Consider the following 13876-nt stretch of genomic DNA (forward strand, 5'->3'; position numbering starts at 1 on the left):
GTGTGCTTCCTTTGATGGGATACCCGCATTCGTGTATGATTGGAGAAATATAAAACATCGATGCTGTCTCTATAATGCTGCATGGTTTGGAGGAAAGTCATGAATTCATCTCTACTTATCGCCTACTTTTTCGTCTTTGTGCTCTCTGCAGTGCCACTGTTCGAATCATTCGTCATCGTACCGCTTGGCATACTGAGCGGCATGAACTTCCCGATGACCCTGCTCATCGGCATCATCGGCAATCTGGTCACATTGCTGCTGCTCGTCGTAGTAATCGACCGGGTTAAAAATTGGTACTTGAGGCGACGGGAAGCGAAAGGCAAAAATGGCTCAGGTAAATCACAGCGTGCCGAGAAGATCTGGCATAAATATGGTCTGCCGGGTCTGGCGTTCATCGGCCCCTTCTTCGTCGGCAGCCACTTCACTGCCCTGATGGCAGTCATTCTCGGAGGCAGCAGGAAAGCGACATTCTGGTGGGTGACGGCGAGCGTCATCTTGTGGACGGCTGGAATTTCCATTCTTGTGTTATTCGGTGTGGACTTCCTTGAGCTTGAAGACAAGCAGTTCCTTAAAAAAATCATCGAATAACGACTTCAAACGTTTCCACGTTTGCCGGAAGACGCAGAAAAACCTGGATGAAGGGATTACTTCATCCAGGTTTTTTTAAATTGAGTGGCCTATTTATTTGAGTGCGCCATGTGGGTCGATGACGAACTTCTTAGCCGCTCCTTTGTCGAAGTCCTCATAACCGCCTGGTGCTTCATCAAGGCTGATGACAGTCGCATTAACGGCTTTCGCGATTTCCGCTCGGCCTGATAGTATCGCCTTCATCAGATCGCGGTTGTATTTCATTGCAGGCGTCTGTCCGGTGACGAATGTATGTGCCTTCGCCCAACCCAGACCGAAACGGACCTTTAGGCTTCCCTGTTGTGCATCTTTATCCTTTGCACCTGGGTCTTCTGTAACATACAACCCTGGAATGCCAAGGCTGCCACCGGCAGAGGTGACGTCCATTATACTGTTTAATACCGCTGCTGGTTTGTCTTCACCTTCCTGGCCATAAGCTTCGAATCCGACCGCATCCACAGCAGAGTCGACTTGATCGGTGCCGAGGATATTTTCGATCTGTTCGCCCAAACGGTCATGCTTAGAAACGTTGATTGTCTCACAGCCGAAGCTCTCCGCCTGTTTGAGGCGATCGTCCTGCAGATCACCGACAATTACCCTAGATGCTCCGAGCAGTTGCGCTGAATGGGCTGCTGCCAGGCCGACAGGGCCAGCACCGGCGATGTAGACGGTCGAGCCTGTCCTGACGCCTGCAGAGTATGCACCATGATAGCCTGTCGGGAATATATCCGACAGCATCGTCAGATCCAGCACCTTCTCCATTGCGACTTCCCTATCCGGGAAGACGAGCAGCTGGAAGTCGGCATATGGCACCATCACGTATTCGGATTGGCCACCGACCCATCCACCCATGTCGACATACCCATATGCGGCGCCTGGCCGTTCAGGGTTTGTATTCAGGCAGATATGCGTCTTCTGTTCACGGCACATTACACAACGGCCGCACGCTATGTTGAACGGTACAGATGCGATATCGCCCTTCTTGACGAATTCGACATCACGGCCGACCTCAATCACTTCTCCCAGTATTTCATGACCGAGCACCATTCCTTCCGGTGCAGTGGTCCGTCCCCTTACCATATGTTGGTCACTGCCGCATATGTTTGTTGTAATGACTTTCAGGATGACGCCGTGTTCACATTTCCTGCCGACGTTTTCCTTCGGCACACCCGGCCCATCCCTCAATACGAGATCGGGATAACTGATATCCTGAACTTCAACTTTACCATTACCTGTATAGACTACACCACGGTTTCCTTGCATGATACCCCTCCTGACAGTGCACAAGCACTGCGTAATATGTTTTGTTGAACAGCGGAATGCAAGAGTGACAAGGTGCTGTAATTTCATCTCCTTCCAAGGTGTTTATATGATAAGCCCAATGGCTTTATCCGCTTTACATAAGTCCAAAATATGGAACATATATCCATCTTATACCCTTCTGAATATTCAGTCAAATAATAACTTGTATGTATTCCGCTCATAATCGCCAAAAATTTGTTCCCCACTGTCATAAACGGTATAGTAATGGTGGATACAAAAAATGATTCAAGGAGTGTTGACTATGGAACAACTTGTTTTCATCGAAACGGGCACCGGCACCGATGTGCATGGGCAGGATATAAATGTGGCAGCCCGTAGGGCTGTGGAGAATGCCCTGCACTATAATTCAATGCCGGGCATCAGAAACATACTGCCTGAGAACAACCTCTCCAACATGAAGGTGAATGTGAAGCTTGGTCTGCCGATGGATCATGATCGCCTGGATGTTGAAGCGGTCAAAGGCATGATTCCGTACGGTATGGTTACAGTTGAACTGCTTGACGGCGGTCTTGCCACTTCAAGCGGCATCTATCTTGAAGACCAGAATGATAAAAATGATCTGATGTATATCGTCAATGCCGTTGTAGAAGTTGGATATTGATTGTAATTAATATGGTTATCGGATAAATATAATAAAATTGAATCAAGCAATAACAGAAACGAGGTAAATCGCAATGAAGAAATTCATCAACGCCAACATTTATGGAACAGAAGGGCCCCAGCAAATTCTGGTCGACGACGGAAAGTTCAAATCAATCGCGCCGGATGTTGGAGAAGTCGACACCGTTACTGATCTTGAAGGGAAATTGGTACTGCCACCCTACGTCGACCCACACCTCCATCTGGATTATATTTTTTCCGGATTGGGCGAAGGCAACGCAAACCGCTCAGGCACCCTGTTCGAAGGGATACAGAGATGGAGCGACAACAAGAAGTCATTGACCGAGGAAATGGTACGCGAACGTGCATTAGAGGGCATCCGTAAAGAAATGAACCACGGTGTACAATACATCCGGACGCATGTCGACGTGACCGACCCCAACCTCACCGGCATGAAGGCACTGCTGAAGCTCAAAGAAGAGCTGAGGGATGTTGTCACGCTCCAGCTCGTCGCGTTTCCACAGGAAGGGTTCTTCCGGTACGAAGGCGCAGAACAGCTGGTTGAGGAAGCATTGACCATGGGCGCTGATGTCGTCGGTGGCATCCCCCACTTTGAAATATCCTATGAATACGGCGTCGAATCATTGAGGCGCATTGTGGACTTGGCGGTCAAATACGACGTCATGATAGATATCCACTGTGACGAAAACGATGATCCCAACAGCCGCTTCCTGGAAGTGCTGAATGCACTCGCCATGGAGCAGGACTACGGCCCTAAAACGACGGCGAGCCACACATGCAGCTTCGGCTCGGTCGATGGCTCATATGCATCGAAGATGATGGGGCTGTTCAAGGCCTCCCAGATCAACTTCATCTCCTGTCCGACCGAGAACGCCCACCTCCAGGGACGCGCGGATTCCTATCCGAAGCGCCGGGGACTGACGCGTGTCAAGGAGCTCCTGGAAAACGGCAACACGGTCGCTTTCGCGCAAGATTCCATAGCCGACTACTGGTATCCTTTAGGCAATGGGAACATGATGAATATACTCGATAACGGCATCCACCTCGCGCACTACACCCACATCGATGAAATCAACAAAGCGTTCGATCTCATCACCTATAATGGCGCGAAGGTCATGAACATTGAAGCGTACGGGTTGGAAGCGGGTAATCCGGCCAACTTCATCGTACTCGATGCACAAAACCCATACGAAGCCATCCGAGAGAGGGCGGAAGTGCTCTGTTCTGTACGTGATGGCGAATATCTCTTCAAAAGGACACCGCGTAAAAACGAAGCGGCGCACGAGCTGCTGAAAGACCTATAACGATCAAAAGGACACCTGCTGAATAGCAGGTGTCCTTTCTTTATGGCATATCAAATTAAACATGCGTTGGAGTTTATCTCATCACAAATTATGTGACGTCCCGTTTAGTGAAGATACTCCACGCCGCAACGATGAAGATGAGCATATAGACGGCAATGACCGCAACTGAGAACCCTATGGTCATCTCTTCCCTTATCGGCCCCATACTGTTGAAGTAGACCGCCAGGTCGGTGTTGGCAAACAGTATGAATTTAGACCAGGCGTACTGGGACATGGCCACTGAGGCTGTCGTGCCGGCGAACATCAGGAACATCGAAATGCCGATCGCCAGGGCACTGCTTCTGAATATGCTTGATATCATAAATGCAAACGTGGCAAGCACGATTATGTTTATCAGCTTAAATCCATATTGGAGCATTATTTCGGACATCACGCCGTTATGGGACAGGCCTTCAGGTCGGTTCACTAACGTTTCCGGACCAGCTGATGGCAATCCGTACATGATTGCACCGACGATAAAGGTCATCACGAGCAGGCTCAACATGGTCAACAGCGCAAACAACAATACAGCTATATATTTCGACAATAAGATCGTCGCTCTCGGGATGGGGCGGATAAGCAGTTGCTTGATGGTGCCCCATCTGAATTCGTTGGCTACAATCCCCCTGCGACAATGATGGTGAACAGGTTGATCAGCGAAGAGCCGAATAGATTATCCAAAACGAAATTGCCGGCATGATAGCCGAACGGCTGCACATCATTATCGATTCTGTAGGTGTTCTCCTCTATCTGCTGCATATTTATTTGTTCAATGAACGGATCTTCTTCCTTTTCATCTTCGATCTCCTGCATCAGCGTCTCGTTCTCTTCCTCGAGCTCGGTCTTCCAGTCGTCCGAATAGGACGTTTCAGTGTCAACCGAATCGGTGACGGTATTCATCACCAGGCTGAAGACGACCGCTGCCAGCAGGAAGGCATACATGATCCAAGTTGACTTCATGATGTAGATCTTCGATAGTTCGTTTCTGATCAGGCTCATTATTCTATTCAATGACATTCTCTCCAATCATCTCGAGGAATCGTTCTTCCAATGTCGATTTGGCCGCATCCACGCCATAAACGGCGATGTCTTCGGCCACCAGTTTTGTGATCAGTTGCGGGATGTCGGACTGGTTCATTTCAACTTGAATCTGATCGGTCGTATCCACTATTTTAATTGTCTCTTCAAGCTTGAGCAGTTCGATTGCCTGCTCCTTTGGCTCGAGGGTGAGTTTGACGGTATGCACCTTTGTGTCATCTGCTTCGTTCAAATCTTTGATGGCGATGATTTCACCATTTTTAATGACCCCGATGCGGTCGCACATCAGATCGATTTCGCTCAATAGATGGCTCGAGACGATGACAGAAACACCGTCCTCCACTGCCAGCTTGCGTATGTATCTGCGTATTTCCCTTATCCCTGAAGGGTCAAGACCGTTCGTCGGCTCATCCAGTATGAGGACCGATGGGTTATGCAGCAGAGCCTGGGCGATGCCGAGACGCTGGCGCATCCCTAAAGAATACTTCGCCACTTTCGTTTTGATCGCATTTTCAAGACCCACAAGACGGATCACTTCATCGATGCGTTCTTGTGTCACACCTTGTGACATGCGGGCAAAGTGCTTCAAGTTCTGCCAACCGGTCATGAACGGGTACATTTCAGGGTTTTCGACGATGGCACCGACCTCACTGATTGCTTGCTTGTAGTTCTTTTTGATGCTGTTGCCTTGGATGATCACATCCCCGCTTGTGATGCCCATGAGCCCAACCATCATTCGGATGGTCGTCGTCTTGCCTGCTCCATTGGGTCCAATGAAGCCAAATACTTCTCCCGGACGCACGGTAAAATCAAGGTCTTTAATGATGGTTTTACGTCCGATCTTTTTATTCAGCTCCGTAATGGCCACTGTAGATTCCGGCATACATTACACTCCTTTCATTCGTTTAAAATATTATTCGGAATTCAAATAATTGACAAATTAAATGATATCACAAGAAATTCTGTTTTTCAGTGATTTTTTCGATTTAACTGATTGCTGGAAGTCCTCCCTCTATTGCTGAAGGGATAAAGGGACGACATTAAATTTTTGTTCTTAAAAATGATATATTTGATCAGAAGAGGGTAAATATAACTAAATCGTCTAAAGGGAGTGTTTATAGTATGTTATCGGAAAAACTTACAGAAAAATTGAATGATCAGATGAATAATGAATTTGCGGCAGCTCACGAGTATATGGCTATGGCCGCTTATTGCGAGCATAGAAGTTATGATGGTTTTGCGAACTTTTATATTCAGCAGGCGGAAGAGGAACGCTTCCATGCCATGAAGCTCTATAATTATTTAAATGATCGCAGCGTGCACGCCACATTTAAAGAGATTCCTGCTCCAAAAGTGAATTATGATTCTATCATCGACACCTTCAAGGCAGGATTGGCACAAGAGAGGGAAGTGACGGAATCCTTCTACACTATTTCTGATATCGCGACTGAAGAAAAAGAATATGCGACACTGTCCTTCGTCAGATGGTTCCTCGATGAACAGGTTGAGGAAGAAGCCACATTCGAGCGCCATATCGACTATATCGAGCGCATCAAAGACGACAACAATGCCCTCTTCATCTATGAACGGGAGCTCGCCAAACGTAGTTTCGACGGCGGCAAATAATAATCAACCGGAAATGACAAATGGACGATTCATGTGAACGACTGCATGAATCGTCTTTTTATACCATTATGAATGATCGATTCCTTCAATTTTCTACGGTTACGGTATATAAATTAAGATAGATATTTAAAATCATCTAGATAATTATAATAATTCTGTACACTCAATCACTGTGATATCATTGCTGTAAATGTAAGATGCATATTACATTGTAACAATCGTTTCTATAATAAGGAGATGTGTCGAATGCCACAAAAAAGCGTATTGATAATCGGCGGCGGGCTCGGCGGCCTGTCTGCAGCAATTTCCCTGGCCCAAAAACGATATAAGGTATCTCTATATGAAAAGAATGACCACTTGGGTGGGAAGGTGAACCGCCTGGAGCAGGATGGTTTCGGGTTTGATCTTGGCCCCTCGATTCTGACCATGCCGAAAGTATTTGAAACGCTATTCACCAATAGCGGAAAGAAGATGAAAGACTACGTGCCGACCATCAAGCTCGACCACCAGTGGCGTTCCTTCTTCCCGGATGGCAATGTCATCGATCTGTATGAGGATCTAAAAGATATGCGCGAGCAGAATCCATCATTGAGTGATAAAGATATTAAACAGTATGAAGATCTGCTTGCGTATTCAAAGAAGCTTTACGATACGACCGAGAACAGCTACTTCAAAGGGGTCGATGATAAAAAGGATATCATGGAGTACCAGGGGCTGATCAGCACATTGAAGGGCTTCGACCTATTTTCCACAATCTATCAGGGCATCGACAGGCGGATCAGTAATGACCAATTGAAGGATATGCTGTCCTATTTCATCAAATATGTCGGGTCCTCCCCTACGATGCGCCTGCTGTATTGAACATGATGATATATATGCAGCATGACCAGGGCGTGTGGTATGTGCCGGGCGGTCTGGGTAATCTTGCCAAAGGGCTTGTGCAGCTCGCCGAAGAGGTCGGCGTGACATTCCATACCGGCCAGCAGATTACGGCCCTCCACTATGAAGATGGCAAAATCATCGGCGCTGCTTTGGAAGACGGCACAGACTTGCAGGCAGACTACTACGTCTCGAATATGGAAGTCATCCCGACCTACGAAAAGCTGATCGGGGGAACAAGGATTATGTCGAGAAGATAAAAAAGAAATTCGAACCGGCCAGCTCCGGACTCATCATGCATCTGGGGGTAAAGAAAAGCTATCCTCAGCTTGCGCATCATAACTTCTTCTTTGCAGAAGATATGAAGAAACAGATGAACAAGATATTCCAACGCCATGAACTGCCGGATGACCCCGTCATCTATCTCGTCAACGTCAATAAGACCGATCCAAACCAGGCCCCGCCAGGCCATGAAAACTTGAAGGTCCTCCCCACATCCCATATATCCAGGATGAACCTTTTACCGCTGAAGACTATGAGCGGTTTGCGGAACAAACCTTGATCAAGCTTGAAAGGATGGGCCTTCAGGACCTTCGGCAGAACATTGTCACAAAAGATATATGGACACCAGAAGACATCGAGCGCGCATATGGATCAGACCGCGGGGCGATCTACGGCACCCTATCCGACCGTAAAAAGAATAAAGGGTTCAAACACCCGAAGCAAAGCCCCCACTATAATAACCTCTACTTTGTCGGCGGCACGGTCAATCCAGGCGGCGGTATGCCGATGGTGACGCTGAGTGGTCAGCATGTTGCCGATAAGATTGTCAAAAGGGATTCAGAGGAAGAGTGATGCCCAACTCCCCTGGAATCACCCTAGTGTTAAAGGCAGGGGTACAGAAGCCTGTTTCGAATAATAAAAGCGATTAGGAGGCCAAGCCATGCAAATGATCTCGCTCCCCCTATTTTGGACCATCATCCTTGATATAATCGCATGGTTCTTTTTCCATATGATCATTTCAGTCTTGTGCTTCAAACTGCCGCTTGCTTCTTTTCAGAACAATGCTTTCTGGTCGCGCATCTATCGATGGGAAGATTCAGGAAATCTTTGGCATCGCCTATTCCGCGTGAAATCATGGAAAGGCAGATTGATCGACGGCGCTTCCCTATTTAAAAAAGGGTATCAGAAAAAGACGTTGCACGGGGTGAATCGATCAGAGCTTAAGACTTTTGCCGAAGAGACGAAGCGGGCCGAGCTGACGCACTGGGCATCCATTCTACCCGCTCCACTGTTCTTTTTATGGAATCCGCCTCTGGCAGGTTTTCTGATGATCGTCTATGCAGTCGTCTTCAACCTCCCCTTCATCATCACCCAGCGGTACAACCGCGGCCGCATTGAAAAGATGTTGTCATAAACAGACAGCTTCAACTGTCGGCCTACATACCAAAACACTGTACACAGCGCATTACAATATAAACAGGATTGAATATGCTTTAGGAACGGGGAATAACCATGAGTAAAAAAGTGATCGTCATCGGGGCCGGGGTTGCCGGACTGGCAAGCGCCATCAGACTGCAGTACGCCGGCTATCAGGTGGAAATCCATGAGAAGGCATCCACTCCGGGCGGAAAAATGAACCGCATAGAAAAGGATGGGTATCAATTTGATCTCGGCCCGAGCATCGTCATGATGCCGGAATTATACCGGGAAGTGTTCGAGCTGTGCGGACGTGACCCTGATGACTATATCCCTATGGAGAAATTGGATCCCATGTATCGGGTCTACTTCAGCGATAAGCCCGATGAACCGATAGACATCTCATCCGATCTGACTGCATTGACCAAAACCATCAATGCCATCAATGAAGCGGATGTCGAAGGCTTCCTTCACTATATGAGTGATATATATAAAGGCTATACTTTTGCCATGGAAAACATCCTTAATCGACCTTTCTATAACAGAAAGGATGTCTATAACCTTTCCATGATTAAAAAAGCACCAAAGGTGAAACTGGTCGGCACTGCTGATAATTTCATCGGAAGGTATATTGAAAGTGAACGCCTAAAACAGATCTTCGGTTTCCAGACATTGTATATCGGAGTGTCCCCATTTAATGGCCCCTCTTTCTATTCGATGATCCCAATGATTCAATTTTTATATGGGATATGGTTCATTAAAGGCGGCATGTATACGATGGCATCGTCCATGGAAAGGCTTTTTGAAGAACTTGGCGGTGTGGTGCACTACGGAAGCGCGGTGCAGGAAATAACCATCGACAACAATAAGGCAGATGGCATCATTATAGATGATAGGAAGGTCGAAGCGGATTTTGTCGTCTGCAACGCAGATTTTCCGTATGCGATGAAGCATCTGGTGAAAGCACCTAAGGCCAAGGGGAAATTCACAGACAAGAAGATTGAGGGTATGAAATACTCCTGTTCCGGCTTCCTGCTGTATTTGGGAATGGACCGGAAGTACGAAGACGTCGAGCATGTCCATAACTTCATCTTCAATGAAAAGCTTGAGAAGAACATGCAGGATATTTTTGATGGCAAGAAGCTCGAACATGCATCATTCTATGTCTATATTGCATCGAAACTCGACCCCACGCTTGCACCGGAAGGCAAAGATGGACTGTATATACTGATGCCGGTATCGGATGTCGCCACAGCAGACTATGAGTGGAATGATGAAACGATTGATTACTACCGCACATATATCCTGGATACTCTGAAGAAAATAAAGGGCTTCGAGAACATTGAGCAGGAAATCGTCACCGAAACCCATTTCACACCACATGAATTCGCATCCAGATTCAATGCGTATAATGGGGCTGCTTTCGGGCTCCAGCCTACCCTTTCACAAAGTATCCATAAACGCCCGCAAAGCAAGTCGCCGAGCTGTGACAATTTGTACTTCATAGGCAGCAGCACGCACCCAGGTGCAGGCGTGCCGATTGTACTGATGTCTGCAAAGATTGCGACAGACGCACTCATGCAGGATGACAGATGAAATATGAACCACGAATGATCACTGAATGAAGAGAGGGAACAATTTATGATGGTCAGTATCATATTGGGGCTACTCACAATTCTGGTGGGGATCCTCATGTTTTGGCAGCTGCCACTTCCTCACAGCCAAGGGAGGCATGCCAACATGCCTTTTGTATCCATCATCATTCCGGCAAGGAATGAAGCGGAAAGGATCCCCGCCCTATTAGAATCCTTGCAGCATCAGAATTTCAAAGCATTTGAAGTGCTGGTCGTCGATGATGACTCTATGGACGATACAATGTCCATCTCGCAATCTTTCGGGGCCACCGTGCTGTGTAATGAAGCGACGCAGGAGGGTGCCGGGAAATCAGCAGCATGTTGGCACGGTGTGCAGCATTCAAAAGGAGAATGGCTGCTTTTCCTCGATGCCGACACACACTTCACCACTCCAGATAGTCTGGGTCATCTGCTCGAGTTCTATCGCCAAAAAGGCGCAAGGGGCCTGTTATCCTTGCAGCCATTCCATCACATCAAAGATATGTATGAAAATCTATCCGCGATCTTCAACATAATCGTCATTGTGGGCATGAACGTCTTCACCATATGGGGGCGCCGATTCAAGCCAGCAGGCTCATTCGGCCCGACCATCTTATCCAATAGGGACGATTACCTTGCATCAGGCGGACATAAGAAAATCGAGGGCGCGCTAATGGATGATCTCGCACTGGGCGAAGCTTTTCTAGATGAAGATTTACCTGTTTATTGTCTTGGCGGTAAAGGCGTCATATCTTTCCGCATGTACCCTGAAGGATTCAAAAGTCTTGTAGACGGCTGGTGTAAAAGTTTTGCGCTCGGTTCACAATCCACACACCCTCTCGTCATGATGATGACCATCATCTGGATTTCCGGCAGTTTCATAAGTGCCGGCGCATTGATCTCTTCCCTTGTGGCAATGGACCCAGTAGCCATCGTGCTCACGGGCTTGTTGTATCTACTCTACGCATTTCAAACGATGGGGTTCGCCCGAAGAAGCGGGAATTTCAAAAGGTTTATCTTCCTCTTCCACCCTATCCTCTTTACATTCTTTGCAGGAGTATTCGTATATTCCCTATTCCGGGTACACATACTGCGCTCCGTCAATTGGAGAGGACGGAAGATAACCCTCAAGTGAATGTTGTCTCTAAGCTCCCCTACTCGCCCATCCACAGGACCCATTATTAATTGAGGGATAGTGCCAGCTATACTTTTGGAGACTGGAGTTATGTAGCATTCCTCAACCATTGTTGCATCACAGCAGAGAAAGAAGTGAGTCAGTTATCATTAAAACCATCATCGCGAAACTATTACGGGCGCTCCCCGATCAAGCGATTAAAGCACCCATGGTCGATCATCAACATATAGAAGCCAAAACGGATTTCACAGTTGAGACATCCATAGGGCCGACTCCAGTGTCCTTCTACTATCCATTGGGAGACAAACAAAAGAAGCGGCCCGTCTACATCAATCTCCACGGCGGCGCCTTCATCATGAATGACAAGGACATGGATGATCCCTATTGCCGCTTCCTGGCAAGTCAGACGGGATGTGTCGTCTTTAACATCGACTATGTGAAAGCACCCGAGTATCCTTTTCCCAAGGCGATTGAACAATGTTATGAAGTACTACAGTGGATGAAGGAAAGTGCAGATGACTTGAAAGTCGATGCCGATAAAATAATGATTGGTGGCCAGAGCTCAGGCGGTAATATCGCAGCCGCTCTGTGCCTCCATCTTGAAGAAATTGGCGAAAAACAACCCCTCCTCCAAGTCCTCTCTTCTCCAATGCTTGATTTTGCCACACCATTCTCAGAAAAACCCGAGCCCAACAAGTGGCGCGCACGCTTCCCACAAGTCGCTCACTTTTTGAATCTGTGCTATGTGCCTAAAAAGGAAGATGCCAAACACCCCCTGGCCTCCCCCGTCTATGCCGATATAAACAGCCAGTTGGCTCCTGCACTTATCATAATTGCAGAGCATGATGCGTTCAGACCAGAAGCGGAAATGTATGCTGCCAAATTAAAAGCAGTTGGAGTAAGTGTCGAAGATCACCTCTTCATAAACTGCATCCATGCGTTCACGCATATCGGCCCAAAAGAAAAGGCTCAAGAGGCTTGGCAGCTGATAGCTTCGAGCATCAAGACAGCTATTGAAGAATAATGCACGATCCATCCTAACTTTACCGAGACACATTAATAACAATACGTTAATCATCGTAATTTCTTGAGAATATAAATGTTGTTACTTTCACGCCTTAAAAAAAGTCTGTATCTCCCCCTCTACTTTAGGTTAGATACAGACTTTATATTTATCCAAACAAAGTATATTTTCTTCTAGTACAAAAACTCACGTAAATTTTAAGTAAATGAAAACTGATATTTAAACAAGTTTCTAAAGAGAATATTCCCGTTATATAAAACTAAATTTGATTTAGATAAACTTTCCAAAAAACGGTCGTTAAATAAATTTGATAAGACCGGTTGTAAAATTCATTCAACAAAAAAGGTTATCCAAAGACAACCCTTCATAAAAAATCACCTTTATTAAACGCGTTTATTTTTGATAGCTTCTATATCTGCTTCTATCCGACGTATTATATTTTTAAGGCATTTAGACTTTTTAAACGTTAATAAATATAAGGATTTAAAAAACCAAAGTTCAAACTTAGATGCACCAATCCCATCACGGTTTGCTATGATATTCATGTTCTCCTCCTTAATATTTTACAGATTGCTTATATTTTATCACATACATAGTTAAACAACTTAAATGAATTTTAAATTTTTGGAGTTGTTTTTTCAACTTTAAATTGCTCTTTATATATTGTAAAGCGCTTTACAAATTAAATAAGGAGGGAAAGATTAATGGTAGAGAAATTGATTAAAAAAACAAAAACACAACATCCCGAGATTTTAGAGATTGTGGATATTCAAGTTGACGAAAATTTGGTCTACGGTTTAACACACAAAAAGGAAGAGGAGGAAGCCACTGTTGTCGTTTACGAAGTTAAAAATGATAACAGTGAAGAAAAAGTTGCTGTAACTGCCTATTGGGATAACGGTTTCGCAACTTTAGATATCAAAGAAAACGGTTCTTCACGTACTGTTCAAACAGATTATCAGAGACCTACCACTCTAATAACAACTCAAGCAACTACGTGTGAAAATGCGATTAACTTACTTTGTGGTTTTGGCGGGATTGCTGCATGTAATGCCGCTTGTAGAGCTATTCCAATTATAGGTATCCTTCTTGGACTTACGATTTGTCGTAACTTATGTGCTTCCATAGTTGGAGATGGTTGCAACGCTGCGAAAAATCGTTTCTGCTAAATAAATAAAAAAGGAAAAAAAGATTGATCCAAAGAGTTATTTAAGGGCCACCCCCAAAA

14 protein-coding genes and 1 pseudogene are annotated in these 13876 nt (G+C 46.1%); 10 read left to right on the forward strand and 5 right to left on the reverse strand.

All coding sequences use genetic code 11. From position 1 onward, the window contains the following. Positions 1–99: 99 nt before the first annotated feature. On the forward strand, positions 100–588 hold the full coding sequence (locus ACYF68_RS08400) for a small multi-drug export protein (protein ID WP_344702071.1): 489 nt from the start codon (positions 100–102) through the stop codon (positions 586–588). 93 nt (positions 589–681) lie between these two features. Here the strand turns inward: ACYF68_RS08400 and fdhA are convergent, their stop codons facing one another. Next, positions 682–1890, reverse strand: coding sequence for a formaldehyde dehydrogenase, glutathione-independent (gene fdhA, locus ACYF68_RS08405; protein ID WP_344702069.1), 1209 nt, complete (start codon positions 1888–1890; stop codon positions 682–684). A 301-nt stretch (positions 1891–2191) separates the two neighbouring features. Here fdhA and ACYF68_RS08410 point away from each other — a divergent pair, with 301 nt between their 5' ends. Continuing rightward, on the forward strand, positions 2192–2551 hold the full coding sequence (locus ACYF68_RS08410; RefSeq protein ID WP_461046322.1) for a Lin0512 family protein: 360 nt from the start codon (positions 2192–2194) through the stop codon (positions 2549–2551). Between the two features lie 73 nt (positions 2552–2624). After that, positions 2625–3875, forward strand: a complete 1251-nt coding sequence (locus ACYF68_RS08415; RefSeq protein ID WP_461046324.1) for an amidohydrolase family protein — start codon at positions 2625–2627, stop codon at positions 3873–3875. 88 nt (positions 3876–3963) lie between these two features. Here the strand turns inward: ACYF68_RS08415 and ACYF68_RS08420 are convergent, their stop codons facing one another. From ACYF68_RS08420 to ACYF68_RS08430, 3 genes are read right to left on the reverse strand one after another with little or no spacing between them, the layout of a single operon-like run. Next, entirely contained in the window at positions 3964–4584 is a 621-nt protein-coding gene (locus tag ACYF68_RS08420) for an ABC transporter permease (RefSeq protein ID WP_461047550.1), read from the reverse strand. Next, on the reverse strand, positions 4530–4925 hold the full coding sequence (locus tag ACYF68_RS08425; protein WP_461046326.1) for a hypothetical protein: 396 nt from the start codon (positions 4923–4925) through the stop codon (positions 4530–4532). Before ACYF68_RS08425 ends, ACYF68_RS08420 begins: the two co-directional genes overlap by 55 nt. Continuing rightward, positions 4918–5835 (reverse strand): ABC transporter ATP-binding protein, encoded by a 918-nt coding sequence (locus ACYF68_RS08430; RefSeq protein ID WP_461046328.1) that lies wholly within the window; start codon positions 5833–5835, stop codon positions 4918–4920. The genes ACYF68_RS08425 and ACYF68_RS08430 overlap by 8 nt, the downstream gene beginning before the upstream one ends. A 239-nt stretch (positions 5836–6074) precedes the next feature. Here ACYF68_RS08430 and ACYF68_RS08435 point away from each other — a divergent pair, with 239 nt between their 5' ends. From ACYF68_RS08435 to ACYF68_RS08460, 6 genes and pseudogenes are all read left to right on the forward strand, one after another. After that, positions 6075–6578 carry a ferritin gene (locus tag ACYF68_RS08435; RefSeq protein WP_344702059.1) on the forward strand — a complete coding sequence of 168 codons (504 nt, stop codon included), beginning with the start codon at positions 6075–6077 and terminating at the stop codon, positions 6576–6578. Between the two features lie 246 nt (positions 6579–6824). Next, positions 6825–8312, forward strand: a pseudogene (locus ACYF68_RS08440) (phytoene desaturase family protein). A gap of 88 nt (positions 8313–8400) precedes the next feature. Next, complete coding sequence (locus ACYF68_RS08445) at positions 8401–8874, forward strand: glycosyl-4,4'-diaponeurosporenoate acyltransferase CrtO family protein (RefSeq protein WP_344702055.1); 474 nt, start codon at positions 8401–8403, stop codon at positions 8872–8874. A gap of 98 nt (positions 8875–8972) precedes the next feature. Next, complete coding sequence (locus tag ACYF68_RS08450) at positions 8973–10472, forward strand: phytoene desaturase family protein (RefSeq protein WP_344702053.1); 1500 nt, start codon at positions 8973–8975, stop codon at positions 10470–10472. A 45-nt stretch (positions 10473–10517) separates the two neighbouring features. Then, positions 10518–11624, forward strand: a complete 1107-nt coding sequence (locus ACYF68_RS08455; RefSeq protein WP_344702051.1) for a glycosyltransferase family 2 protein — start codon at positions 10518–10520, stop codon at positions 11622–11624. Positions 11625–11736: 112 nt separating this feature from the next. Further along, entirely contained in the window at positions 11737–12648 is a 912-nt protein-coding gene (locus ACYF68_RS08460) for an alpha/beta hydrolase (RefSeq protein WP_461046331.1), read from the forward strand. Positions 12649–13031: 383 nt separating this feature from the next. On the opposite strand, the gene ACYF68_RS08465 is transcribed toward ACYF68_RS08460, so the two are convergent. After that, positions 13032–13193 (reverse strand): hypothetical protein, encoded by a 162-nt coding sequence (locus ACYF68_RS08465; protein ID WP_461046333.1) that lies wholly within the window; start codon positions 13191–13193, stop codon positions 13032–13034. Positions 13194–13352: 159 nt separating this feature from the next. On the opposite strand from ACYF68_RS08465, the gene ACYF68_RS08470 reads away from it, so the two are divergent. Further along, positions 13353–13817 carry a hypothetical protein gene (locus tag ACYF68_RS08470; RefSeq protein WP_461046335.1) on the forward strand — a complete coding sequence of 155 codons (465 nt, stop codon included), beginning with the start codon at positions 13353–13355 and terminating at the stop codon, positions 13815–13817. The last annotated feature ends 59 nt before the right edge of the window (positions 13818–13876 follow it).

The sequence above is a fragment of the Salinicoccus sp. CNSTN-B1 genome (assembly GCF_054792835.1).

What these genes read in the sequence shown, in the direction of transcription:
- fdhA (WP_344702069.1), bottom strand. Translation starts at nt 1,890, where the DNA reads ATGCAAGGAAACCGTGGTGTAGTCTATACAGGTAATGGTAAAGTTGAA.
- ACYF68_RS08470 (WP_461046335.1), top strand. Translation starts at nt 13,353, where the DNA reads ATGGTAGAGAAATTGATTAAAAAAACAAAAACACAACATCCCGAGATT.
- ACYF68_RS08435 (WP_344702059.1), top strand. Translation starts at nt 6,075, where the DNA reads ATGTTATCGGAAAAACTTACAGAAAAATTGAATGATCAGATGAATAAT.
- ACYF68_RS08400 (WP_344702071.1), top strand. Translation starts at nt 100, where the DNA reads ATGAATTCATCTCTACTTATCGCCTACTTTTTCGTCTTTGTGCTCTCT.
- ACYF68_RS08455 (WP_344702051.1), top strand. Translation starts at nt 10,518, where the DNA reads ATGATGGTCAGTATCATATTGGGGCTACTCACAATTCTGGTGGGGATC.
- ACYF68_RS08465 (WP_461046333.1), bottom strand. Translation starts at nt 13,193, where the DNA reads ATGAATATCATAGCAAACCGTGATGGGATTGGTGCATCTAAGTTTGAA.
- ACYF68_RS08430 (WP_461046328.1), bottom strand. Translation starts at nt 5,835, where the DNA reads ATGCCGGAATCTACAGTGGCCATTACGGAGCTGAATAAAAAGATCGGA.
- ACYF68_RS08415 (WP_461046324.1), top strand. Translation starts at nt 2,625, where the DNA reads ATGAAGAAATTCATCAACGCCAACATTTATGGAACAGAAGGGCCCCAG.
- ACYF68_RS08445 (WP_344702055.1), top strand. Translation starts at nt 8,401, where the DNA reads ATGCAAATGATCTCGCTCCCCCTATTTTGGACCATCATCCTTGATATA.
- ACYF68_RS08450 (WP_344702053.1), top strand. Translation starts at nt 8,973, where the DNA reads ATGAGTAAAAAAGTGATCGTCATCGGGGCCGGGGTTGCCGGACTGGCA.
- ACYF68_RS08410 (WP_461046322.1), top strand. Translation starts at nt 2,192, where the DNA reads ATGGAACAACTTGTTTTCATCGAAACGGGCACCGGCACCGATGTGCAT.